Source organism: Streptococcus sp. A12, from assembly GCF_905372335.1.
Classification (GTDB): Bacteria; Bacillota; Bacilli; order Lactobacillales; family Streptococcaceae; genus Streptococcus.
The window spans coordinates 1-22,369 of sequence record NZ_CAJPOU010000028.1 but is presented as its reverse complement, the minus strand read 5'-3'; the positions used below and the strand labels follow the sequence as shown (position 1 = coordinate 22,369).

General features: G+C 43.2%; 23 protein-coding genes, 1 pseudogene and 1 riboswitch. Of the genes and pseudogenes, 20 read left to right on the top strand and 4 right to left on the bottom strand.

Features of this window, described 5'->3' with window-relative positions:
• The 8 genes and pseudogenes from QZ158_RS05335 to nth form a co-directional block, all read left to right on the top strand.
• Positions 1–349: SDR family oxidoreductase (locus tag QZ158_RS05335; RefSeq protein WP_293883135.1), on the top strand; the 349-nt coding region annotated here is incomplete at its 5' end.
• A 9-nt stretch (positions 350–358) separates the two neighbouring features.
• A complete protein-coding gene (locus QZ158_RS05330) occupies positions 359–856 on the top strand; it encodes an NUDIX hydrolase (protein WP_293883132.1) in 498 nt (165 codons plus the stop codon).
• Positions 853–1,293, top strand: a pseudogene (locus QZ158_RS05325) (ASCH domain-containing protein). The gene QZ158_RS05330 and the pseudogene QZ158_RS05325 overlap by 4 nt, the downstream one beginning before the upstream one ends.
• 376 nt (positions 1,294–1,669) lie before the next feature.
• Positions 1,670–3,049 carry a bifunctional UDP-N-acetylglucosamine diphosphorylase/glucosamine-1-phosphate N-acetyltransferase GlmU gene (gene glmU, locus QZ158_RS05320; protein WP_293883130.1) on the top strand — a complete coding sequence of 460 codons (1,380 nt, stop codon included), beginning with the start codon at positions 1,670–1,672 and terminating at the stop codon, positions 3,047–3,049.
• A 9-nt stretch (positions 3,050–3,058) separates the two neighbouring features.
• Positions 3,059–3,607, top strand: coding sequence for an NUDIX hydrolase (locus QZ158_RS05315; protein ID WP_293883127.1), 549 nt, complete (start codon positions 3,059–3,061; stop codon positions 3,605–3,607).
• Positions 3,608–3,625: 18 nt separating this feature from the next.
• Positions 3,626–3,964: a cell wall synthase accessory phosphoprotein MacP gene (macP, locus tag QZ158_RS05310; protein WP_048715540.1), complete on the top strand. Its 339-nt coding sequence runs from the start codon at positions 3,626–3,628 to the stop codon at positions 3,962–3,964.
• A 27-nt stretch (positions 3,965–3,991) separates the two neighbouring features.
• Positions 3,992–4,684 carry a 5'-methylthioadenosine/adenosylhomocysteine nucleosidase gene (locus tag QZ158_RS05305; RefSeq protein ID WP_293883123.1) on the top strand — a complete coding sequence of 231 codons (693 nt, stop codon included), beginning with the start codon at positions 3,992–3,994 and terminating at the stop codon, positions 4,682–4,684.
• Between the two features lie 162 nt (positions 4,685–4,846).
• The gene (gene nth / locus QZ158_RS05300) at positions 4,847–5,476 is read left to right on the top strand and encodes an endonuclease III (protein ID WP_287514377.1); all 630 of its coding nucleotides are present in this window, start codon (positions 4,847–4,849) and stop codon (positions 5,474–5,476) included.
• Between the two features lie 25 nt (positions 5,477–5,501).
• Here the strand turns inward: nth and QZ158_RS05295 are convergent, their stop codons facing one another.
• The 3 genes from QZ158_RS05295 to QZ158_RS05285 form a co-directional block, all read right to left on the bottom strand.
• The gene (locus tag QZ158_RS05295) at positions 5,502–6,095 is read right to left on the bottom strand and encodes a helix-turn-helix transcriptional regulator (RefSeq protein WP_293883116.1); all 594 of its coding nucleotides are present in this window, start codon (positions 6,093–6,095) and stop codon (positions 5,502–5,504) included.
• Positions 6,096–6,265: 170 nt separating this feature from the next.
• Positions 6,266–6,652: a VOC family protein gene (locus QZ158_RS05290; RefSeq protein ID WP_238656088.1), complete on the bottom strand. Its 387-nt coding sequence runs from the start codon at positions 6,650–6,652 to the stop codon at positions 6,266–6,268.
• 10 nt (positions 6,653–6,662) lie between these two features.
• Positions 6,663–7,490 carry an exodeoxyribonuclease III gene (locus QZ158_RS05285; protein ID WP_238656090.1) on the bottom strand — a complete coding sequence of 276 codons (828 nt, stop codon included), beginning with the start codon at positions 7,488–7,490 and terminating at the stop codon, positions 6,663–6,665.
• 314 nt (positions 7,491–7,804) lie between these two features.
• On the opposite strand from QZ158_RS05285, the gene pbp2b reads away from it, so the two are divergent.
• From pbp2b to QZ158_RS05240, 9 genes are all read left to right on the top strand, one after another.
• Complete coding sequence (gene pbp2b / locus QZ158_RS05280; protein ID WP_293883109.1) at positions 7,805–9,886, top strand: penicillin-binding protein PBP2B; 2,082 nt, start codon at positions 7,805–7,807, stop codon at positions 9,884–9,886.
• Between the two features lie 10 nt (positions 9,887–9,896).
• Positions 9,897–10,493 carry a recombination mediator RecR gene (gene recR, locus QZ158_RS05275; protein ID WP_006596694.1) on the top strand — a complete coding sequence of 199 codons (597 nt, stop codon included), beginning with the start codon at positions 9,897–9,899 and terminating at the stop codon, positions 10,491–10,493.
• A 171-nt stretch (positions 10,494–10,664) separates the two neighbouring features.
• Positions 10,665–11,711 carry a D-alanine--D-alanine ligase gene (locus QZ158_RS05270; RefSeq protein ID WP_293883106.1) on the top strand — a complete coding sequence of 349 codons (1,047 nt, stop codon included), beginning with the start codon at positions 10,665–10,667 and terminating at the stop codon, positions 11,709–11,711.
• Between the two features lie 88 nt (positions 11,712–11,799).
• A complete protein-coding gene (murF, locus tag QZ158_RS05265) occupies positions 11,800–13,170 on the top strand; it encodes a UDP-N-acetylmuramoyl-tripeptide--D-alanyl-D-alanine ligase (protein WP_293883103.1) in 1,371 nt (456 codons plus the stop codon).
• On the top strand, positions 13,160–13,771 hold the full coding sequence (locus QZ158_RS05260; protein WP_293883101.1) for an NUDIX hydrolase: 612 nt from the start codon (positions 13,160–13,162) through the stop codon (positions 13,769–13,771). The genes murF and QZ158_RS05260 overlap by 11 nt, the downstream gene beginning before the upstream one ends.
• 30 nt (positions 13,772–13,801) lie before the next feature.
• Positions 13,802–14,503 (top strand): YwaF family protein, encoded by a 702-nt coding sequence (locus QZ158_RS05255; RefSeq protein WP_293883098.1) that lies wholly within the window; start codon positions 13,802–13,804, stop codon positions 14,501–14,503.
• A gap of 28 nt (positions 14,504–14,531) precedes the next feature.
• Positions 14,532–15,311, top strand: a complete 780-nt coding sequence (locus tag QZ158_RS05250) for a YwaF family protein (protein WP_293883095.1) — start codon at positions 14,532–14,534, stop codon at positions 15,309–15,311.
• Positions 15,233–15,919 (top strand): TIGR02206 family membrane protein, encoded by a 687-nt coding sequence (locus QZ158_RS05245; RefSeq protein WP_293883092.1) that lies wholly within the window; start codon positions 15,233–15,235, stop codon positions 15,917–15,919. The genes QZ158_RS05250 and QZ158_RS05245 overlap by 79 nt, the downstream gene beginning before the upstream one ends.
• A 178-nt stretch (positions 15,920–16,097) precedes the next feature.
• Positions 16,098–17,642 (top strand): peptide chain release factor 3, encoded by a 1,545-nt coding sequence (locus tag QZ158_RS05240; RefSeq protein ID WP_293883089.1) that lies wholly within the window; start codon positions 16,098–16,100, stop codon positions 17,640–17,642.
• A 116-nt stretch (positions 17,643–17,758) separates the two neighbouring features.
• On the opposite strand, the gene thiT is transcribed toward QZ158_RS05240, so the two are convergent.
• A complete protein-coding gene (gene thiT, locus QZ158_RS05235; RefSeq protein ID WP_293883086.1) occupies positions 17,759–18,334 on the bottom strand; it encodes an energy-coupled thiamine transporter ThiT in 576 nt (191 codons plus the stop codon).
• A gap of 81 nt (positions 18,335–18,415) precedes the next feature.
• A riboswitch (TPP riboswitch) is annotated at positions 18,416–18,540 on the bottom strand.
• 102 nt (positions 18,541–18,642) lie between these two features.
• On the opposite strand from thiT, the gene QZ158_RS05230 reads away from it, so the two are divergent.
• The 3 genes from QZ158_RS05230 (at position 18,643) to QZ158_RS05220 (ending at position 22,294) form a co-directional block, all read left to right on the top strand.
• On the top strand, positions 18,643–19,023 hold the full coding sequence (locus QZ158_RS05230) for a PH domain-containing protein (RefSeq protein WP_006596927.1): 381 nt from the start codon (positions 18,643–18,645) through the stop codon (positions 19,021–19,023).
• Between the two features lie 82 nt (positions 19,024–19,105).
• Complete coding sequence (locus QZ158_RS05225; RefSeq protein WP_154858580.1) at positions 19,106–20,014, top strand: magnesium transporter CorA family protein; 909 nt, start codon at positions 19,106–19,108, stop codon at positions 20,012–20,014.
• 705 nt (positions 20,015–20,719) lie between these two features.
• The gene (locus QZ158_RS05220; protein WP_293883079.1) at positions 20,720–22,294 is read left to right on the top strand and encodes a DEAD/DEAH box helicase; all 1,575 of its coding nucleotides are present in this window, start codon (positions 20,720–20,722) and stop codon (positions 22,292–22,294) included.
• Positions 22,295–22,369 lie beyond the last annotated feature (75 nt).

Below are 22,369 nucleotides of genomic sequence, written 5' to 3'. Positions count from 1 at the left end.
GATCATCATCAATATGTGCTCCATTGCTTCTAGCCTAGCAGGAGGTGGCGGTCACTCTTATACCTCCTCTAAGCATGCCCTAGCGGGATTTACCAAGCAGTTGGCCCTGGATTATGCAGAAGCTGGGATTCAAGTCTTTGGCATTGCACCGGGGGCTGTCAAAACAGGTATGACCGCAGCGGACTTTGAACCAGGTGGCTTAGCGGACTGGGTAGCCAGTGAGACGCCCATCAAGCGCTGGATTGAGCCAGAGGAAGTGGCAGAAGTCAGCCTCTTTTTGGCCAGCGGAAAGGCGACAGCTATGCAAGGACAGATCCTCACGATTGATGGTGGTTGGAGTTTGAAGTAGGAGGATTTGATGGAAGTCAAACATCACTTTGGCGTCTATGGCATTTGCATTGAAAATGAGAAATTGCTTTGCATTGAAAAAACGAGAGGACCTTATCAACATCGTTTTGATCTACCGGGTGGTAGTCAGGAAGCAGGTGAAGGGTTGACTGAAACCCTCAAGAGAGAAGTTCTGGAAGAGACAGGCTATACGATTAGCAGATACGCTAATCCTAGGATGTATGACGTGCTGGTTCAAGAAGAGGGCAAAGATTTTGCAGTACACCATATCATGGCCTTTTATGACGTGGTACTTGATTTCGAACGCTCTCAACAATCCCTTCCTCAGGAGGTTCTTGATGGAAGCAATGATTCAACAAAGGCAATTTGGCTTCCTCTTGAGCAGATGACCGAGGAAAATGCCTCGCCCTTAGTATTGAAGGTAAAGACAGAGTTACGAGGATTCCCAGAATTGGACATGACAAGCTATAGAAATTGGAAGGTGAAAGAAAAGAAGGAGAACAAATGACACCGCAAGAAATGTGGAATGCCTACAAGCAAATCAACCCCTCTATCGGAGATGAGATAGACGCCTGGGCCTTTGGAGTGGACCCAGACCTTTTAGCGGATCTGGTGTTTACAGGCGAAAAAACAGCAACTGCCTCAGCTTACGATCTTTACGCAGTAGAGGACGAACCCCTTCCATAAGAAGGGACTTTCGATGTCATTTTAGACAGTCAAAACCAGGCCGTCTGCATTGTCGAAGTTACAAAAGTTTCTGTTCAACCTTTTCATCAAGTGTCAGCCGACCATGCCTACAAGGAAGGCGAAGGAGACAAATCCTTAGCTTATTGGCGTCAGGTTCATGAAGACTTTTTCAAAGACTGCCTAGGAGAAGCAGGTTTGATTTTTACACCTGACAGCAAGGTGGTTTTAGAAGAATTTCGCAAGGTTTATCCATTATAGATACGCTCTCCATTTAGAAAATCAGAAAAAAGAATAACTGTTTTTATACAAAATAGGCCTAGTAATTGTGACAAGCTAAAAATACTGCCCAGTTCTTAGAACTATTAAAAGATTTTTTGAGACTTTCCGCTGTGAGAAAAGCGCTTGAAACCTAAAGTTTCAAGCGCTCGGGAGTTTTGAAACTTTAGGTTCAAAACTAAATCATGGAACTTCGAAGAAGTTCGCTGATGTCCGTACTCACCTAAGGAAAGTCTCAACGAAGATATGATCATAATCTGACTCTCCTTATAGGAGAGTTTTTTGATCTACGTCAATTTTTCAAATCGGCCAAAAAATGGTATAATGTAAGCGATATTGTACAGAAAAGAGAATGTATATGCCAAATTATGCCATTATTTTAGCAGCGGGTAAGGGAACTCGCATGAAGTCAGATTTGCCTAAGGTTCTTCATAAGGTTGCAGGGATCTCTATGTTGGAACATGTTTTCCGTAGTGTTGGAGCCATCTCACCTGAAAAGACGGTAACGGTTGTGGGCCACAAGGCGGAATTGGTGGAGCAAGTATTAGCTGGACAAACAGACTTTGTTAAGCAAACGGAGCAGTTAGGAACTGGTCATGCGGTTATGATGGCGGAGCCAGTCTTGGAAGCTCTTGAAGGCCACACCCTTGTCATTGCAGGAGACACTCCTTTGATTACGGGTGACAGCCTCAAACACTTGATCGATTTTCATATCAACCACAAAAATGTGGCAACGATTTTAACAGCCGAAGCAGCGAATCCATTTGGTTATGGCCGGATTATCCGTAATGACAATGCGGAAGTGCTTCGCATCGTCGAGCAAAAAGATGCGACAGATTTTGAAAAGCAAATCAAAGAAATCAATACAGGGACTTATGTTTTTGACAATACCCGCCTCTTTGAAGCCTTAAAGAATATCAACACCAACAATGCCCAAGGTGAATACTATATCACAGATGTGATTGGGATTTTCCGAGAAGCAGGAGAGAAAGTTGGAGCCTATACGCTCAAAGATTTTGATGAAAGTCTTGGGGTTAACGACCGCGTGGCCCTTGCGACAGCAGAAGGCATCATGCGTCGTCGCATTAACCAAGCCCACATGGTTAATGGAGTGAGCTTTGTTAACCCTGATGCGACCTATATCGATATCGATGTCGAAATCGCTCCTGAGGTACAAATCGAAGCCAATGTTACCCTAAAAGGGCACACAAAAATTGGGGCTGAGACAGTCTTAACCAATGGAACCTATATCGTGGACAGTGAGGTTGGTGCAGGTGCTGTTATTACCAACTCTATGATTGAAGAAAGCACCGTAGCCGATGGTGTGACAGTAGGGCCATACGCCCATATTCGTCCAGGATCTAGCCTTGCAAAAGATGTCCATATCGGAAACTTTGTCGAAGTCAAAGGTTCGTCTATTGGCGAAAATACCAAAGCCGGTCATTTGACCTATATTGGTAACTGCCAAGTCGGCAGCAACGTTAACTTTGGTGCGGGGACTATCACCGTCAACTATGATGGAAAGAATAAATACAAGACCCTTATTGGCAACAATGTCTTTGTTGGCTCAAATTCGACCATCATTGCACCAATTGAATTAGGCGACAATTCCTTAGTCGGTGCTGGCTCAACCATTACCAAGGATGTACCAGCTGATGCGATTGCGATTGGTCGTGGCCGTCAAGTCAATAAGGATGAGTACGCGACTCGCCTTCCTCACCATCCTAAAAATAAATAGGAGATTTTCATGCAATTTGAAGAAAAAACCATTGAACGCAAGGAGATTTACCAAGGACCGATTTTCCAAGTAGTTACAGATCAAGTGGAACTACCCGATGGAAAAGGTCAAGCGCAGCGTGATTTGATTTTTCATAATGGAGCAGTAGCGGTTTTACCGATCACAGATGAGGGCAAGACCATCTTGGTCAAGCAGTACCGCAAGGCGATCGAGAGGACTTCTGTAGAGATCCCAGCAGGCAAGTTGGAAAAGGGTGAAAATGCGGATCCCCAAGCAGCTGCTCTGCGTGAATTGGAAGAAGAAATTGGTTACAAAGCGGATCTAGAGTTGTTGTATGATTTTTATTCTGCCATTGGATTTTGTAACGAGCGGATCAAACTCTATCTTGCGACCAATTTGAAAAAAGTGGAGAATCCTCGCCCTCAAGATGCAGATGAGACCCTGGAGCTCTTTGAGGTGACTTTAGCAGAAGCTGAGGAGCTGATACAAACGGGTGATATCTGCGATGCAAAAACTATTATGGCAATTCAATACTGGAAACACCTACAAAACAATTAAAGAATAGAGGAGAAACCGATGGGCAAACCTTTATTAACAGATGAAATGATTGAGCGGGCAAACCGGGGAGAAGCAATCTCTGGTCCCCCGCTCTTTGATGAGGAAGAAACAAAAATTCTCCCGACAGGGAACAGAGGCTTTGGTTATGAACGGCCGGTGACCTCAAGGGAAGGAGATGGTGGACGAGGAGCCTCCTATCCTCAGGAGACCATTCCAATCAGAGTCCAACCTACAGTGACCAAGAGCCGTCGGATTGAAAACCAAAAGGATGAGGTTTTTCAATCAAAATTAAATAAGATTTTATTTTGGGTCATCCTGCTCCTCATCTTGTTAATTCTTGCAATCTGGCGCTTATAAGGAGCGTCTACCAAAGGAGTGACGATTATGAAAATTGGAATCATTGCGGCCATGCCACAAGAGTTAAAAATCTTAGTGGAAGCTTTGCAGAACGGAGAGAAACACCTTCGCCTAGGAAAAGTCTACTATACAGGATCGATTGGCCGCCATGAAGTGGTCTTGGTGGAAAGTGGTATCGGCAAGGTCATGTCAGCCATGAGTGTGGCAGTCTTGGCCAACGATTTTAAGGTGGAAGCCATTATCAACACGGGCTCTGCAGGTGCCGTAGCACCAGGGATGGCTGTTGGAGATATCGTCCTAGCAGACAAATTGGCTTATCATGATGTGGATGTGGCAGCCTTTGGCTATAAGTATGGTCAAATGGCAGGGCAACCTCTTTACTTTGAATCCAGCCGCTATTTTGTTTCAGAGATGAAAAAAGTTCTAGCTGAGGAACAAACACCAACTCATGTTGGCCTGATTGCGACTGGGGATAGCTTTATTGCGAGCGAAGAAAAAGTTACTGCGATTCGGGAGCATTTCCCAGAAGTCTTGGCAGTTGAGATGGAAGGAGCAGCCATTGCCCAAGCGGCTCATGCAGCTGGCCGTCCTTTCATGGTCATTCGGGCTATGAGTGACACGGCAGACCACGCAGCTAATGTCTCTTTTGATGAATTTATCGTAGAGGCTGGCGAGCGCTCAGCTCAAACCTTGATTACTTTCTTGAAGAGATTGGTGTAAAACAAACAATAGAGTTAAGGCGCCTCTAATATAAATAGGAAGTGGGACAGAATGAATATCATTTAAATTTCATTCTGTCCTACTTCCTTTTCTGAAGCCGATTCCTTCAGAAATAGACGGACTTCATGCTATAATAAAGTCTAGTAATACAAAGGAGACGTTATGGTTTTATCAAAAAAACGGGCACGACATGTGATTGAAGAAATTATCGCCCTCTTTCCAGATGCCAAGCCAAGTTTGGATTTTCGCAACCATTTTGAATTATTAGTAGCGGTGATGCTCTCTGCTCAAACAACGGATGCCGCGGTTAATAAGGCAACTCCTGCCTTGTTTGAAGCCTTCCCAACCCCTCAGGACATGGCGGTCGCCAGTGAAGCCGACATTGCCAAGCATATTTCCAAATTAGGCCTCTATCGCAATAAGGCTAAATTTCTCAAAAAATGTGCCCAACAATTGTTGGATAACTTTGATGGCCAAGTCCCACAGACGCGTGAAGAATTAGAGAGTCTAGCTGGAGTGGGACGCAAGACAGCCAATGTGGTCATGAGTGTAGGATTTGGCATTCCTGCCTTTGCCGTTGATACCCATGTGGAGCGCATCTGCAAGCATCATGACATTGTCAAGAAGTCAGCAACACCATTAGAAGTGGAAAAACGAGTCATGGATGTTCTTCCCCCTGAGCGCTGGCTCCCAGCTCATCAGGCCATGATCTATTTTGGACGGGCTATCTGCCATCCTAAAAATCCCGAGTGCGATCACTATCCGCAACTCTATAACTTTAAAGACATTTAAAAAGCGAGGTCTAATGACTTCGCTTTTATTTGATAGGGAAGAAAGTAAGTAAGAGCCAAGAAATCAGTAGAGTAATAGCGCCAATTCCAAGGCAAAATAGAAGAGGAAGGAGGATACTTTGGTAGGGAGCTTTGCCCCTTTCTTCCGCTTCTTCAATGTCGCTTAGACTGCGTCCTTGTTCATAGGCGACAATCTGGCGATAAGTACGAAGATTATGCTTTTTCTTGAATTTCTCAATGCGTAGGGCGTAGAATAAAGCGACAGCAAGAATCAAGCAACTAATCACGATGCCGTATCCATCCAAATAAAGAATGAAGGGAGTGCTGATGATAGGACTGCCAATTAGTAAAATGGTAAAAACTACTCCATCTTTTTGATAGCGCATAAATTCTTGGTCGTGAATAATTTGTTTCATGGTTTCCAAATCTCCTTTGACTAGTTTGTCCAATGACACTTCAAAGACCTTGCTTAGTAAAAGCAGGTTTTGAATATCCGGGTAGGTTGCGCCTCGTTCCCAGTTGGAAATCGATTGACGGCTGACAAAGATGATTTCAGCTAATTCGTCTTGAGATAAGTTTTTCTCTTTACGATAGTGCTGGATTTGTTTTCCGACTTGCATAAGATTTCCTCGCTTTCTGATTTCATTCTACCTAATTATACAAAAAATGGCTATCAAAGTTCTTTGACATGTTGATTTCATAGGCTTTGGCAACTGTTTTTGACCGTGGATTTGCAAGCCTGTCAATGGATAATTAGCTAGCGAAAAAGAGGCCAAGAGCCTCCTTTTTCTTATTCGCTAAATCTTAAGAAATAACCATCTGGATCCAAAATCGCAAATTCCTGGGGATAGATAAAGCTATCTCCGACTCGAAATTTTCTTTGTATCAGCGGACGATGGATGGGGTAGTTAGCTTCCAACAGTTTTTGGTGGAGTTGTGGGACATCCTTGATACCAAAGGAGATATTGATGCCGCGACCGAAAGGATAGGTCAGTTGGGATAATTCTTCTGCGTTGCCTTCTTCTAGCATAAGTTGGCAGTCTTCAAGCGAGAGGAAGAGAAATTTCTCCTCTGGTCGCTCGTATTGGACAGAGAATCCCAATAAGTCGCAGTAGAAGTGACGCGAGTTCTCGATATTCGATACGACAAATTCAGGGATGACAGCTTGATAGTCCATTGTTTTCTCCTTATAGATCAATCTCCATGACAATTGGTGTATGGTCTTGACGGGCACCAGAGTCAATCATAGCTGATCTAGTTACCTTGTTCGCAATGCGGTTAGAAGTGAGCCAGTAGTCAATTCTCCAGCCCGTGTTGTTGATTTTAGATGTCTTGCTACGTTGTGCCCACCAAGTATATTGATCTGGAAGGTCCCCATGCAAGTGGCGGAAGGTATCAGTGAACCCTTTGGCTAGCAAGTTAGTAAAGCCAGCACGCTCTTCATCGGTAAAGCCTGGGGAACGACGGTTGCTGGCTGGATTGGCCAAGTCGATTTCCTTGTGGGCTACGTTGTAGTCTCCTGTTGCCAGAACAGGCTTTTGCTGGTCTAGTTCTGCCAAGTAGTCTGCATATTTGGCATCCCAAATTTGGCGTTCTTCCAAGCGTTTGAGCCCATCTCCAGCATTCGGAGTATAGACCTGGGTCACAAAGAAGTCATCAAATTCTAGGGTAATAATTCGACCTTCGACGTCCATGGTAGAAGGAGCACCGATTTCTGGGAAGGTTACCCTTGGTGTCAATTCTTTTTTATAGAGGAACATGGTTCCTGCATATCCTTTGCGGGCTGGTTCTATAGAGGACCGCCAAGTATTTTCATATCCAGGGAAAAGTTCTGCTAAGACCTCTAAGTGTTTTTTTGTTGGTCCTTTGGCAGATAATTTTGTTTCCTGAATGGCAATGATATCCGCATCTTCTGCAACCAAGGTTAGGAGGACGTCTTGTGAGAGCTTTGCGCGTGCAGAGTCACTCGTCAAGGCGGCATTCAGTGAGTCAATATTCCATGAGATCAGTTTCATATCGTTTCCTTTACTAACTTTTTCGATGTTTCTATTATACCAAAAAATCTCCTATCACTTGTCTCCTGTGATTTAAGGAAAGAGCTATTTTGCAGTCAAGAGCTATGCCTCCCGCATATGCATAAAAGAATGCTTACCGAGGAGTTCAGAATGACGATTATTTTATCTGGTCTAGCGACTCGTGTCTGGATGAAATGTGCTATAATGGAAGTTGAGTTTAAAATAGAAATATTCCTCAGATTTCCTTTAAAGTTATCCTATTTTTCCATGGATTGTTAGGGACTGGGGCTGAGAATCACAGTGAAAGGAGAGGTATGGCGCAAAAATCTAAACGTTCAAAAAAAGCGAATGCTAAGGTGAGAAAATTTGATAATCGGTGGATTACTAGACGACTTTATTTGTTATTCAGTATAGTCTGTACCCTCTTTTTGATTTTAATTGCTCGACTAGGGTATATGCAGATTACTCATCAAGGCTTTTATACACAAAAATTGGCAAAAGCTACCATAAAACACTTAACAAGAGGGAGTCTCCGGGGACAGATTTATGATGCTTCTGGTCACCCTCTGGTAGAAAATGTTGACAAGAAGGTCTTGTCTTTTACCCGAAGCAATAAGTTTACCGCAGAAGAGATGCGTCAGACAGCACAGCTTCTTCTGAATTACGTAAGCGTATCAAATCCCCAAGTCAGCAAGCGTCAAGAGATCGACTATTATCTCGCAAATTCGGAAGTCTATAAAGAAGTAGTGGATAAGTTACCCAAGGAGGAGCGTATCGACACGGACGGCAACCCACTTCCAGAAGCAACTATCTATCAGCATGCTGTTGATAGTATTGAGACTGAAAAATTAGGCTATACAGAAGAAGAAAAGAATGCCATCTATCTCTTTAGCCAAATGAATGCCGTTGAAAACTTTGCCAGTGCTACGATTGTGACCGATCCGATGTCCGAAGAGCAGGTAACGACGGTCAAAGATCATTTAAAAGAATTTCCAGGATTTGAAGTGATCACGAGTTGGGATCGAAAAGTGGTTGATGGCCCCTTGGCTTCTATTGTCGGTAGTGTGTCGACAGAGCAAGCCGGTCTTCCAGCTGAAGAAGTGGATGATTATTTGGAAAAAGGCTATGCCTTAAATGATCGCGTCGGAACTTCTTATTTAGAAAAACAATATGAGTCTGTCCTCCAAGGAGAACGGGTTGAAAAAGAAATCCATTTGGACAAGAATGGCAATGTCGAAAAGATCGAAACCCTCTCCAAAGGAAGCAAAGGGAATAATATCAAGCTTTCCATTGATTTGGATTTCCAAAGAGGAGTGGAAGACATCTTGAAGAAGTCCTTCCAGGCAGAATTGGCCGCTGGCAATGCCACCTACTCAGAAGGTGTCTATGCTGTTGCCTTAGATCCAAAAACGGGTAAAATCCTTGCAATGGCAGGGATGAAACATGAAGCTGGTTCGCAAGATTTGACCCCTGACGCTTTAGGGACAGTGACCAATGTCTTTGTTCCAGGATCGGTTGTGAAAGCAGCGACTTTGACAGCAGGATGGGAAAATGGGGTGATTTCTGGGAATCAAGTCCTATTGGATCAACCAATCTCCTTTTCTGGTTCAGCTCCTATCACTTCTTGGTTCACCCAGTTTGGAAGCCAAGAAATCAATGCGGTCCAAGCGTTGGAATATTCTTCCAACACCTATATGGTGCAGATTGCCCTTGATTTGATGGGCCAACCCTATCAGCCAAACATGAGCTTGAAGACAGACCAATTGGATCCAGCTATGAACAAATTGCGTTCGACCTTTGCCTCTTATGGTCTGGGAACAGAGACGGGAATTGACCTTCCGAATGAATCTACGGGCTATGTTCCTAAAGAGTTCACGATTGGTAATTACCTAACAGACGCCTTTGGTCAGTTTGATAACTATACCCCTATGCAGTTGGCTCAATATGTTGCAACCATTGCCAATGATGGGAAACGCGTGGCACCACACCTGGTCCAAGGAATTTATGAGAATGATGCCAAGGGAGGTTTGGGTCCTCTGAAAGAAGAGATTGCAACAAAAGAACTCAACCAAGTGGCTCTGACACCCGAAAATCTAGCTATCATTAAACAAGGTTTTTATCAGGTGGTATACGGAACCAGTGGTTTAACAACTGGTAAAACTATCGGAGAAGGAGCTGCCGTTCCAATCAGTGCGAAGACCGGGACTGCAGAAACATTTGTAAATGGTGGGACCCCTGCTGTAAATACTAATGTCATCGCCTATGCCCCATCTGAAAATCCTAAGATTGCGGTGGCAGTCGTCTTCCCTCACAATACCAATCTCCAAGCGACTGTTAGTCACAGTATTACCAGAGAGATTATCAATCTCTACCAGCAAAAACATCCTATGAATTAGAAAGGAAGCTATGCTCTATCCAACACCTATCGCAAAATTAATTGAAAGTTATTCGAAGCTCCCTGGTATTGGGATCAAAACAGCAACTCGTCTGGCCTTTTATACCATCGGAATGAGTGATGACGATGTCAATGAGTTTGCCAAGAATCTCTTGTCAGCAAAGCGGGAATTAAGCTATTGTTCCATCTGTGGGAACCTAACAGATGAAGAAGAGTGTGCCATTTGTCGAGACGAGACTCGCGATCCATCGACCATCTTAGTGGTAGAAGATAGTCGAGATGTGTCGGCCATGGAGAATATTCAGGAGTACCACGGTCGCTACCATGTCCTTCATGGCTTGATTTCGCCTATGAATGGGGTCGGACCAGATGATATTAACCTCAAGTCCTTGATTACACGATTAATGGATCATGAGGTCCAAGAAGTGATTGTGGCGACCAATGCAACCGCGGATGGGGAAGCAACTTCTATGTATATCTCTCGCGTCCTCAAACCAGCTGGCATCAAAGTGACTCGCCTAGCACGTGGATTAGCTGTCGGAGCCGATATCGAATATGCGGACGAAGTGACCCTTCTTCGAGCTATTGAAAATCGAACCGAGTTATAAGCGGTTACAGAAACTGGAGGAACCCCTCCGGTTTTTTGTTTTTTAGGTGTTCTCTCTCGTTTTCTTTCTTTTTAAAGTGTGGTATACTAGAGGGACGAACTCGTATGTGAGGAGTGCTTCTGACAAGTCAATCAGGAAGCACAAAATTAAAAAAAGGATTAGGACCAAACAATGGCAAAAGAAAAAATTGTACTTCTTTATGGTGGCCGTAGCGCAGAGCGCGAAGTGTCTGTACTTTCAGCTGAAAGCGTCATGCGGGCGATTAATTATGACAAGTATTCTGTTGAGACCTATTTCATTACTCAGACGGGAGACTTCATCAAGACCCAAACCTTTGAAGAGAAGCCTGCTGAAACAGAACGCTTGATGACCAACGAGACCATTGATTGGGAAGCTAAAGTATCTCCGAGCAGTATCTACCAAGAAGGGGCGGTTGTCTTTCCAGTCCTTCACGGACCAATGGGAGAAGATGGATCGGTTCAAGGTTTCCTAGAAGTCTTGAAACTTCCATATGTGGGATGTGATATCCTTTCTTCTAGTGTGGCGATGGACAAGATTACCACGAAACGGGTCCTAGAATCTGCAGGGATTCCACAAGTTCCTTATGTGGCAGTCCTTGAAGGAGATGACCTAGAAGCTAAGATTGCCTTAATCGAAACAGAATTGACCTATCCGGTCTTTACCAAGCCTTCGAATATGGGCTCTAGTGTCGGGATTTCAAAAGCAGAGAACCAGGCAGAACTTCGTCAATTTTTGGAATTGGCCTTTAAATACGATAGCCGTGTTCTGGTTGAGCAAGGTGTCGTAGCGCGCGAAATCGAAGTGGGATTGTTGGGTAACTACGATGTCAAAAGCACCCTCCCTGGTGAGGTGGTCAAAGATGTAGCCTTCTACGACTACGAAGCCAAATACATCGATAATAAGATTACGATGGCGATTCCGGCTGAAATTCCTGCAGAAGTTGCTGCGACCATGTGTCAGAATGCCGAATTGGCCTTCCGTGCCATTGGTGGGAAAGGTCTCTCCCGTTGTGATTTCTTCTACACAGAGGATGGGGGCATCTACTTGAATGAGCTCAATACCATGCCTGGCTTTACCCAATGGTCTATGTATCCCTTGTTGTGGGACAACATGGGCTTGTCCTATCCTGATTTGATTGAGCGTTTGGTTGAGTTGGCAAAAGCAACTTTCGAAAAACGCGAAGCACACTTACTGTAAGAATCTGTTCCTAGCGGGAGTGGGAGATGAAGTCAACTCATAGAGGAGTCGCTTTTCTTCCTGCTCCCACTTTTTAGAGGAGAATACTATGAATCTAACCTTGCACGAAGTAGCAGGTGTCCTGGCTGCTCGCAATGATATCAGTCAATTTGAAGATGTAGCCCTTTCCAAGCCTGAATTTGATAGCCGTTTGATTGGGCCTGGAGACCTTTTTGTCCCTCTTAAGGGGGCGCGTGATGGGCATGATTTCATCGAGACGGCCTTTGAAAATGGGGCTGTAGCGACCTTGGCTGAAAAAGAAGTAGAAGGACATCCGTATTTATTGGTAGATGATGTTCTAGCAGCCTTTCAAAAATTAGCCCAATATGTGTTGGAGAAGAGTCAAGTAGATGTCTTGGCGGTCACCGGTTCAAACGGTAAGACAACGACCAAAGATATGTTAGCTCAGTTATTATCTACTACTTACAAAACCTATAAAACACAAGGGAACTACAATAACGAGATTGGCCTTCCTTACACGGTTCTCCATATGCCAGAAGGAACAGAGAAGCTTGTCCTTGAAATGGGGCAGGACCATCTGGGAGATATCCATCTTCTCTCAGAAATTGCGCATCCTAAGGCAGCGATCGTGACCCTTATTGGGGAAGCTCATCTTGAGTTTTTCAAAGACCGCAAAGAAATTGCCAAAGGGAAATTGCAAATTGCGGACGGGATGCCAGCTGGTAGCTTGCTTCTAGTGCCGGCCGATCCTATTGTCGAGGATTTTTTACCGAGCCAACAAGAGCTTGTGCGCTTTGGTGAAGGAGCAGATATCAGCATTACCAAGTTGGAGGAACGCAAGGACAGCCTAACTTTTGAAGCGAATTTCTTATCAGATGCTATTGACTTACCTGTCACAGGTAAATACAATGCGACCAATGCCATGATTGCGGCCTATGTTGCCTTGAAAGAAGGAATCAGTGAAGAGGCCATCCGTGCAAGCTTTAAAGGCTTAGAGCTGACTAAGAACCGCACAGAATGGAAGAAGGCAAGTAACGGAGCGGATATCCTATCCGATGTCTACAATGCCAATCCGACGGCCATGCGCCTGATTTTAGAAACCTTTTCGACCATTCCTGCCAATCCAAATGGTCGCAAGCTAGCGGTCTTGGCAGATATGAAAGAACTTGGGGAGCAATCCATTGATCTGCACAACCAAATGATTCTCAGCCTGTCACCGGATGTCTTGGATACGGTGATTTTCTACGGTCAAGACATTGCGGGCTTGGCTCAATTAGCGAGCCAGATGTTCCTACTCGGACATGTCTATTATTTCAAAAAGACCGCTGAGGAAGATCAATTTGAGGACCTGGTCAAACAAGTCAAGGAAAGCTTAAAAGAGCAGGACCAAATCCTCATCAAGGGAAGCAATTCCATGAATCTAGCCAAATTGGTAGAGGAGTTGGAGAATGGCGAGTAATAATGTACTAAAGAGCATTCAGCGCTTGATTTCAATCACCAATACAGGCTTAGCGTTCTCAAAAGATCCATTTGATCAAGAGCGCTATCAGGATATTCGTGCCATTTTACAGGATCTTGTCAGAGAAGCGACTGATTTGAATCCACAAGAATTATCGGATTTGTTTAGACCGACAGACCATTACGACACTCCCTTGATTGATGTTAGGGCATGGATTGTCAAAGATGGAAAACTTTGTCTGGTGAAAGGTCAGGGAGAAGAAACCTGGGCCTTGCCGGGTGGCTTTGGTGAGGTTGGCTATTCTCCGACGGAAAACATTTTAAAGGAAATCCAAGAAGAAACGGGCTATTCTGCGTGTGTAATCAGATTGTTGGCAGTATTTGATACCAATCGCTACCAATTGCAAAGTCGCCAATATGTGAAATTGGTATTTGAATGTGAATTATTAGATGGAAATTTTGAAAAGAACCAGGAAATTTCCGACCTTGCCTTTTTTGAGAGAGAAAAAATACCTGCTCTTTCTACCAAGCGCAATACAGAAGAACAATTGAACTTCCTTTGGGAGGTCTATGATGGGAAACGAGATTTGTATTGTGATTAAAAACGATCTATAAATTAAAGGAATGTGAAAATGACACTTTGGGATTTATTGTTTACAAACCAAAAATCAGCCCCGCCTGGGTTTGGTCTCTGGTATTTCATTCTGCCGGCCTCTTTGTTGGTGGTTGGTTACTTTTCCATCAGATATGCGCAGTCCAAAAGCTACCAACGCTTTTGGTATTGGGCACAGTTGATCCAAGTACTGACCATCAATGCTTGGTATATTCTCGCCCACATGCCTTTGACGGATAATTTGCCTTTTTATCATTGCCGCTTGGCCATGTTGGTGATTCTCTTTGCCCCTAAAGGGACCTATATCAAGCAATATTTTGCTCTCTTGGGAGTTTTGGGATCGATAGCGGCCTTGGTGTATCCAGCCTTTGATCCCTTCCCATTCCCTCATATCACAGTGTTGAATCTAATTTTTAGCCACTGGGCCTTGCTTGCCAATAGTTTGATTTACCTACAGGATCATTATCAATCTGAAAAACAAGACAGCTTGAGAATTTTCAAGATCACTTTTGGCATGAATGCCTTGATTTTTGTGGTCAACCTTTTGACGAAAGGGGATTATGGCTTCTTACGACGTCCACCAATTATTGGGGACCACGGTGCTCTCTTAAACTACCTCTTGGTTAGCTTTGTGATGGTAGCTGGAATTTTCTTGGTCAACCAACGTTATAAGTACAAATACAAGATGGTTGAAGAGACTGTCGTATCGCGTTCGGAATAGAAAATAGATGAGCTGAGGGAAGGAAGACATGACTCTTTGGGATTTATTTTTCACCAGTCAACCAACGGCTCCTCCTCAATTGGGGGCTTGGTATTTCTTGTTGCCGACATCATTGGTAGTGGTGGGGCTTCTGTCTATTCGATTTGCTTCTTCCAAATGCTATCAAAACTTTTGGTATTGGGGGCAATTGATCCAGTTGCTGATTATCAACGCTTGGTATATTGCAGCACGTTTGCCATTTTCAGAGAGTCTTCCCTTCTATCATAGCCGGATGGCCATGTGGATTATTCTGTTTGCTCCTAGGGGAAGATTCAAGCAATATTTTGCTCTTGTTGGTGTCTTTGTATCTATCATGGCTTTGGTTCATCCCGTCTTTTATCCCTATCCTTTTCCTCACGTATCCTCGATCAACAATGTCTTTGGTCACTGGGCCCTCTTGGCCAATTGCTTGATCTATCTGGTCCAATCCTACCAGGTGGAAGCAAGGGATGCCTGGAAAATCTGTCAGATGACTTTTGGGGTTAATGCTATTATTCAGCTCGCTAATCTTGTAACATGTGGAAATTATGGCTTTATGCGTCGTCCTCCTGTACTTGGTGATCATGGACTTGTGCTCAACTATTTGATCGTGACCATCCTGATGACAGGGACCCTTATCCTGATCAATGCAATCGTTAAGTCCAGTAAGAAAAGAAAAAAACATCTGAATCCGTTTAATAAGGAGATCCTATGCATCATTTTTTTACAACTGAATCCACTGCACCACCTGTTATACCGCTCCTCTGGTATGGGGTCATGGTTCTTTTAATCCTAATGGCAGTTTGGGCTTCATTACGTTACTATCAAAATGAACAATTTCGGAAGATCTTTAGAAACTTACAAATATTTCAATTGATCTGTCTCTATATCTGGTATTTTGCTTTTCAACTTCCCTGGTCCAATAGTTTACCCTTGTACCATTGCCGTTTGGCCATGTTTGCTGTCTTGTTGTTGCCAGACCGATGGAAGAGCAAGCAGTTCTTTGCCTTGATGGGAGTCAGTGGGGCGATCTTTGCCTTGGGTTATCCGGTCTTTGATCCCTATACCTTCCCTCATATTACGAGCTTTTCTTTTCTCTTAGGGCATTACTGTCTCTTGGTTAATTCCTTGATTTATCTCTTGAGATGCTATGATTCGAGTCTCTTAAAAAATCGAGAGATTGTTCTTTATACCTTCGTCTTGGATTTATTCCTTGTGGGAGTCAACCAAGTCACTGGAGGAAATTACGGACTTATGGCCCGGCCACCGATTATCAAAGGGAACAGCCTCCTGGTGAATTATGTCGTAGTTTCCAGCATCCTAGTAGCAACCTTGCTTCTCTTTAATGTATTTTTCAGTCGCAGAAGAGAGCGGGTTAAAGTAAGTAATTCAATTTAATTGAAGAAGACTAGAATCGTATGATTTTAGTCTTCCTTTTTGATTTCAAAGAGGAATCATCGTTGAAAAAAGTGCCTATTTTCGCTATAATAGGACAGATAGAGAAATTGAGGAGAAATCCGATGTAGAGATGAATTTGTAAACTTGTCAGAAAATAAGAAGAGAAAGAAATAGGAACATGAACGTACAAGAAGAAATTAAAAAACGCCGTACCTTTGCCATCATCTCCCACCCGGATGCTGGTAAAACGACGATTACAGAGCAGTTGCTCTACTTTGGGGGAGAGATTCGGGAAGCTGGTACTGTAAAAGGAAAGAAAACAGGAAACTTTGCCAAGTCTGACTGGATGGATATCGAGAAGCAACGTGGGATTTCAGTAACCTCATCTGTCATGCAGTTTGACTACGATGGCAAGCGCGTGAATATCCTTGACACACCAGGGCACGAGGACTTCTCAGAAGATACCTATCGTACCTTGATGGCGGTGGATGCTGCGGTCATGGTCGTGGACTCTGCCAAGGGTATCGAGGCCCAAACCAAGAAATTGTTTGAGGTTGTGAAGCACCGTGGCATTCCAGTCTTTACCTTTATGAACAAGCTGGACCGTGACGGTCGTGAGCCACTAGACCTTTTGCAAGAATTGGAAGATGTCTTGGGCATCGCAAGTTACCCAATGAACTGGCCGATCGGGATGGGGAAAGCCTTTGAGGGGCTCTACGACCTCTATAACCAACGTTTGGAACTCTACAAAGGGGATGAACGTTTTGCCAGCCTAGAAGATGGCGATAAACTCTTTGCTAGCAACCCGTTCTATGAGCAAGTGAAAGAAGATATTGAGCTTTTGAATGAAGCAGGAAATGAATTCTCAGAGGAAGCCATTCTTGCAGGTGATTTGACACCAGTCTTCTTTGGCTCGGCCTTGACTAATTTTGGGGTGCAGACTTTCTTAGAAACCTTCCTCAAGTTTGCTCCAGAACCTCATGGGCACAAGAAAACAGACGGTGAACTTGTCGACCCTTATGATAAGGATTTCTCAGGTTTTGTCTTTAAAATCCAAGCCAATATGGACCCTCGTCACCGTGACCGTATCGCCTTTGTTCGAATCGTATCGGGTGAATTCGAGCGTGGTATGAGTGTTAATCTACCTCGTACTGGTAAGAGTGCTAAACTATCAAATGTTACTCAGTTTATGGCGGAAAGTCGTGAGAATGTCACCAATGCTGTAGCGGGAGATATCATCGGGGTTTACGATACTGGTACTTATCAGGTGGGAGATACTTTGACAGTTGGCAAAAACAAATTTGAATTTGAACCACTGCCAACCTTTACCCCTGAAATCTTCATGAAGGTATCTGCTAAGAACGTCATGAAACAAAAATCCTTCCACAAGGGGATTGAGCAATTGGTACAAGAAGGAGCTATTCAGCTTTATACCAACTACCAAACAGGTGAATACATGTTAGGTGCCGTTGGTCAATTGCAGTTTGAAGTCTTCAAGCACCGCATGGAAAATGAGTACAATGCAGAAGTCGTTATGAGCCCAATGGGTAAAAAGACCGTTCGTTGGATTAAACCAGAGGATTTGGATGAGCGTATGTCTTCAAGCCGGAATATCTTGGCTAAAGATCGCTTTGACCAACCTGTCTTTCTATTTGAAAATGATTTTGCTCTCCGCTGGTTTGCGGACAAGTATCCAGATGTGGAGTTGGAAGAAAAAATGTAACTCAGTACCAATAATCGGAACTAAAGTCCCTAATTGTTGGACGCTAGCCACTCTTTAGGCTTACTTTGGGAATAGAATATATAAACCGAAAAAACCAGCTCAAGCGAGCTGGCTTTTTATTGTTCTGTAATAAGGAGTCTTCCCAAAAATTCTTGTAGTATAAAGAAGACAATCAAACTGGCAATAGTCTCGCCTAAGAAGGACGAGCTATTTACAATTAGAGAGTAGAGGTAGGCACTTTGGCCTGCTGGTGCATAGCTTCCCCAGAAGATGACCCCTGCAATGTAGTGAATGAGGTAGCGTGCAAAACCACCCAAGACGACTCCGGCAGTAATATATGTGAGTGTCTGAACTCGTTTTTTATCTCTGATAGCCTTGTCAAGGGCAGGTTTGACAGTTCCACTCAGTCCAATCAAACTGAAGGCTACAAAATACTCTAAGAAACCTTGAATTGGAGTCAACCAACCACCAGCTGCTTCTCCCGTTACGACTTGCAAGAGTCCCCAGATGAATCCGCCCATGGCACCAGCCTTGATGCCCCAGCGGAAACTAAGGAGAAAGATAGGAACCATCTTAAAGGATAGAGAAATCCAAGGACTTAAGGACATGGGTTGGGTAACCAAATCCAAAATATAAGCAATGGTCGCTAAGAGAGCGACCTCAATCATTGGTCGAACCGTAGTTTTCGACATAAAAAAACCTCCTATACCAATCGTTTTGATTGGCTCATTTGTTGCCACACCAAAACGACGTCATAGAAGTTCTCTATTTCATTCTGTTTTGAGACACATCCCTACGCATGTCCTAACCTGATCAGGTGGTAAGAGTTTAGGCCAGTAACGAACACCTCTGGTATCCAAGCTAGCCAATCTCAGCAAATGCTCCTCTTGTGACTCTTACATTATACTATCTAAAAAAAACTTCCTGCAACTTTTTAACTCGCAAAAAATATGGTATAGTTATAAAGATAGAAAATGCACAAGTTGTGGAGGAAATAATCATGGGTATTTTTGCAGGTTTGATGGGCAATGCTTCTCAAAAAGACGTCGATAAGGTTGAAAAAGATTTAGGGGATATCCTAGTTCCAGGTGAGCAGGTAACCCTGGCTTTTAGCTTGATTCGTGACTTGATTGTCTTTACGGAGTACCGTCTCATTTTGGTGGACAAACAAGGGATGACAGGGAAGAAAACATCTTATAAATCCCTTCCTTATCGTTCTATTTCGCGTTTTTCAGTAGAAACATCTGGTCATTTTGATTTGGATGCTGAATTAAAAATCTGGGTCTCATCGGCTGTAGAACCATCAGAAACACTTCAATTTAAGAGCGACAATAGTGTCATCGAAATCCAGCAGGCCTTGGCAGCAGCTGTATTGCGTTGATTAGTGAATGAGGACAGGACTCATATAGCGATTACGGATGATTGGGTAGGAGCACTGGCAGATAAAGTAAAGAGGAGACGAAATGTTCGTTGAAAGAAAGTTAGGAGATGGCCGGAGTTGGATTAATATTGATTCTGACTTGATTGCGGAAACCTCCCAGTTGTATCAAAAGTATGATATTGATCAAGAAACCATTGAATATGCACTGGATAAAAATGAACGTGCCCATATGGATTATAATCGTGAAAATGGGACTGTGACCTTTATCTATAATGTATTGGATATGGAAAAGGAAAAGGAATATTACGAAACCATTCCGATGACTTTTATTATTCAAGGGCCTCGACTAGTCACCATCAGTAACCGGGATAATGCCTATGTTATCGAAAAAATGGAGCGCTATGTCGATGCTCATGAAAGCTTATCTACCTTTAAACTTTTATTTGCTGGCCTCGAGATGATCAGCAATGCTTATTATCCGATTATTGAGCGTCTGGATAAACATAAGGACGAAATCAATCGTCTCTTGCGAAAAACCACGACCAGTAAGAACCTTTATGCTCTTTCTGACTTGGAAACGGGTATGGTCTATCTGGTATCTGCGGCCAAGCAAAATCGCATGTTGCTCGAACATATCAAGGCCCACCTGATCTACCGCCAATTAGATGATGTGGAAAAAGAACAGTTTGATGATGCCATGATCGAGGCCCGGCAGTTGGTCTCCATGACAGAGTTAAACTCTCAGGTCTTGCAGCAATTGTCTAGCTCCTACAATAATATTTTGAATAATAATCTGAATGATAATTTGACAACCTTGACCATCTTAGAAGCCCTCTTGGCGGTCTTAGCAGTTGTCACTGGTTTCTTTGGAATGAACGTTCCATTGCCATTTACAAACGATCCCAATGCCTGGATTTATATTTCGATCGCTAGCTTCGTCTTGTGGTTGATTTTATCACGAATATTGCGCTGGATTGCTCATAAACGATAAAAAAAGAGAGGTAGGGAAGAAATTCCTTACCTCTTTCGTATCTTGGCTATTTCAGAAAAACCTTCATTTTTAACTCTGCCTCCCCTAAGAAGAAGAGGCAGTTTTGATACAAGTGATCGACTGTACAAAATCTTCTTGGAAATAGTAGGAGTAGATTTAAAAGTACTGAGTGGATTATAAACAATTTATAATTGGATTGAATCGTTGAATCAGTTAAATGAATGAATCATTTTAATGATACTGAAATATCCTAGATACTAAATTCATTATACATATTTTTATTTTAAAAATCAAGGAAATAATCCCAAAATAAAAGGGGATTTTTTGTGAGTAAAAATTTTTAGAAAGCCTATTGTAACGCTGTTTTTGTGAGGTGCTTCAAATGAAAGAAGAAACTTTTCAGTCTTTTTTATTATTGCAAATTTAAAAAAGAAATAAATAAGGAGTTATACTAATGAATCAAAGTTGGAAAGAGTTCATTTGAAAGGGGTTACCCACTAAAAACTTTTCAACCTGTTTCGTTTTACTATCTTTTAACCCTGGTCTATGGTATACTAGATAAGTTGCAAAGAAAGCAGTACTTTTCTTTAGTGGAAAAGAAGCAACACGGTCTTTCATAAAAGCTATGAAAGTACGTCATGACAAGAAAAGTATAAACTAAGCGCTATAGGATGGCTTCGCACCATCTTTAGAAAGAAGAAAAACATGAAATTTAATGAATTGAACTTATCTGCTGAATTGTTAGCAGAAGTTGATAAAGCAGGATTTGTAGAAGCAAGTCCTATTCAAGAACAAACCATTCCTTTGGCTCTTGAAGGAAAAGATGTTATCGGTCAAGCTCAAACAGGTACAGGGAAAACTGCAGCCTTTGGCTTGCCAACCCTTGAAAAAATTCGTACAGAAGATCAGACCATTCAAGCTTTGGTCATCACGCCAACTCGTGAATTAGCTGTACAAAGTCAGGAAGAGCTCTTCCGCTTTGGTCGGAGCAAGGGTGTAAAAGTCCGTTCTGTTTATGGTGGTTCAAGTATCGAAAAACAAATCAAGGCTCTTAAATCAGGTGCTCATATCGTAGTTGGAACGCCTGGTCGTCTCCTAGACTTGATCAAACGCAAGGCCTTGAAATTACAAGACATTGAAACCCTCATCCTGGACGAAGCAGATGAGATGCTCAACATGGGCTTCCTTGAGGATATTGAAGCCATCATCTCTCGTGTCCCAGAGAATCGTCAAACCTTACTCTTTTCAGCAACCATGCCTGAAGCTATCAAACGCATAGGGGTTCAATTTATGAAAGAACCTGAGCATGTGAAGATTGCGGCGAAAGAGTTGACAACAGAATTGGTTGACCAGTACTATATCCGAGTTAAAGAACAAGAAAAATTTGACACCATGACTCGTCTCATGGACGTGGAGAAACCAGAACTTGCGATCGTATTTGGTCGTACCAAACGCCGTGTAGATGAGTTGACTCGCGGTCTGAAGATCCGTGGCTTCCGCGCAGAAGGGATTCATGGAGACCTTGACCAAAACAAACGTCTTCGTGTCCTTCGTGATTTCAAAAATGGCAATCTGGATGTCCTCGTAGCAACTGACGTTGCAGCTCGTGGTTTAGATATCTCAGGTGTGACCCATGTCTACAACTATGATATTCCACAAGATCCAGAAAGCTATGTTCACCGTATCGGCCGTACAGGTCGTGCTGGTAAGTCAGGTCAATCGATTACTTTCGTAGCACCAAATGAGATGGGCTACCTTCAAATCATTGAAAACTTGACTAAGAAACGCATGAAAGGCCTCAAGCCTGCAAGTGCAGAAGAAGCCTTCCAAGCTAAGAAACAGGTTGCACTCAAGAAAATTGAACGTGACTTTGCGGATGAAGCTATTCGTGGAAACTTCGACAAATTTGCAAAGGATGCTCGTAAATTGGCTGCAGAATTCAGCCCAGAAGAATTGGCCATGTACATCCTTAGCTTGACGGTTCAGGATCCAGATAGTCTTCCAGAAGTTGAAATTGCGCGTGAGAAACCATTACCATTTAAACCATCTGGTGGTGGATTTGGCGGAAAAGGCAAGTCTGGTCGCGGTGGACGTCGTGGTGATGACCGTCGAGATCGTGATCGCCGTGGCAATGGTCGTCGTGATGACTACCGAAAGGGTGGCCGTTCCAATGATCGTTTTGACAAAGAGAAGCGTTACCGCAAGGATCATAAAAAACCTCGTAATACTTCAAGCGAGAAGAAAACAGGCTTTGTGATTCGGAACAAAGGAGATAAATAAAAAATACAAGGGTAAACAACTGTTTACCCTTGTATATTTATAAGGAGACCGAAATTCGTAAACAAAACGTTTGCT

Excerpts from the sequence above, each read along its gene's own strand:
- recR (WP_006596694.1), top strand. The coding sequence starts at position 9,897 with ATGCTCTATCCAACACCTATCGCAAAATTAATTGAAAGTTATTCGAAG.
- glmU (WP_293883130.1), top strand. The coding sequence starts at position 1,670 with ATGCCAAATTATGCCATTATTTTAGCAGCGGGTAAGGGAACTCGCATG.
- QZ158_RS05295 (WP_293883116.1), bottom strand. The coding sequence starts at position 6,095 with ATGCAAGTCGGAAAACAAATCCAGCACTATCGTAAAGAGAAAAACTTA.
- QZ158_RS05290 (WP_238656088.1), bottom strand. The coding sequence starts at position 6,652 with ATGGACTATCAAGCTGTCATCCCTGAATTTGTCGTATCGAATATCGAG.
- QZ158_RS05230 (WP_006596927.1), top strand. The coding sequence starts at position 18,643 with ATGGGTATTTTTGCAGGTTTGATGGGCAATGCTTCTCAAAAAGACGTC.
- murF (WP_293883103.1), top strand. The coding sequence starts at position 11,800 with ATGAATCTAACCTTGCACGAAGTAGCAGGTGTCCTGGCTGCTCGCAAT.
- QZ158_RS05250 (WP_293883095.1), top strand. The coding sequence starts at position 14,532 with ATGACTCTTTGGGATTTATTTTTCACCAGTCAACCAACGGCTCCTCCT.
- nth (WP_287514377.1), top strand. The coding sequence starts at position 4,847 with ATGGTTTTATCAAAAAAACGGGCACGACATGTGATTGAAGAAATTATC.
- QZ158_RS05240 (WP_293883089.1), top strand. The coding sequence starts at position 16,098 with ATGAACGTACAAGAAGAAATTAAAAAACGCCGTACCTTTGCCATCATC.
- QZ158_RS05225 (WP_154858580.1), top strand. The coding sequence starts at position 19,106 with ATGTTCGTTGAAAGAAAGTTAGGAGATGGCCGGAGTTGGATTAATATT.
- pbp2b (WP_293883109.1), top strand. The coding sequence starts at position 7,805 with ATGGCGCAAAAATCTAAACGTTCAAAAAAAGCGAATGCTAAGGTGAGA.
- QZ158_RS05305 (WP_293883123.1), top strand. The coding sequence starts at position 3,992 with ATGAAAATTGGAATCATTGCGGCCATGCCACAAGAGTTAAAAATCTTA.
- QZ158_RS05245 (WP_293883092.1), top strand. The coding sequence starts at position 15,233 with ATGCATCATTTTTTTACAACTGAATCCACTGCACCACCTGTTATACCG.
- QZ158_RS05315 (WP_293883127.1), top strand. The coding sequence starts at position 3,059 with ATGCAATTTGAAGAAAAAACCATTGAACGCAAGGAGATTTACCAAGGA.
- QZ158_RS05285 (WP_238656090.1), bottom strand. The coding sequence starts at position 7,490 with ATGAAACTGATCTCATGGAATATTGACTCACTGAATGCCGCCTTGACG.
- QZ158_RS05270 (WP_293883106.1), top strand. The coding sequence starts at position 10,665 with ATGGCAAAAGAAAAAATTGTACTTCTTTATGGTGGCCGTAGCGCAGAG.
- QZ158_RS05260 (WP_293883101.1), top strand. The coding sequence starts at position 13,160 with ATGGCGAGTAATAATGTACTAAAGAGCATTCAGCGCTTGATTTCAATC.
- QZ158_RS05255 (WP_293883098.1), top strand. The coding sequence starts at position 13,802 with ATGACACTTTGGGATTTATTGTTTACAAACCAAAAATCAGCCCCGCCT.
- thiT (WP_293883086.1), bottom strand. The coding sequence starts at position 18,334 with ATGTCGAAAACTACGGTTCGACCAATGATTGAGGTCGCTCTCTTAGCG.
- macP (WP_048715540.1), top strand. The coding sequence starts at position 3,626 with ATGGGCAAACCTTTATTAACAGATGAAATGATTGAGCGGGCAAACCGG.
- QZ158_RS05220 (WP_293883079.1), top strand. The coding sequence starts at position 20,720 with ATGAAATTTAATGAATTGAACTTATCTGCTGAATTGTTAGCAGAAGTT.
- QZ158_RS05330 (WP_293883132.1), top strand. The coding sequence starts at position 359 with ATGGAAGTCAAACATCACTTTGGCGTCTATGGCATTTGCATTGAAAAT.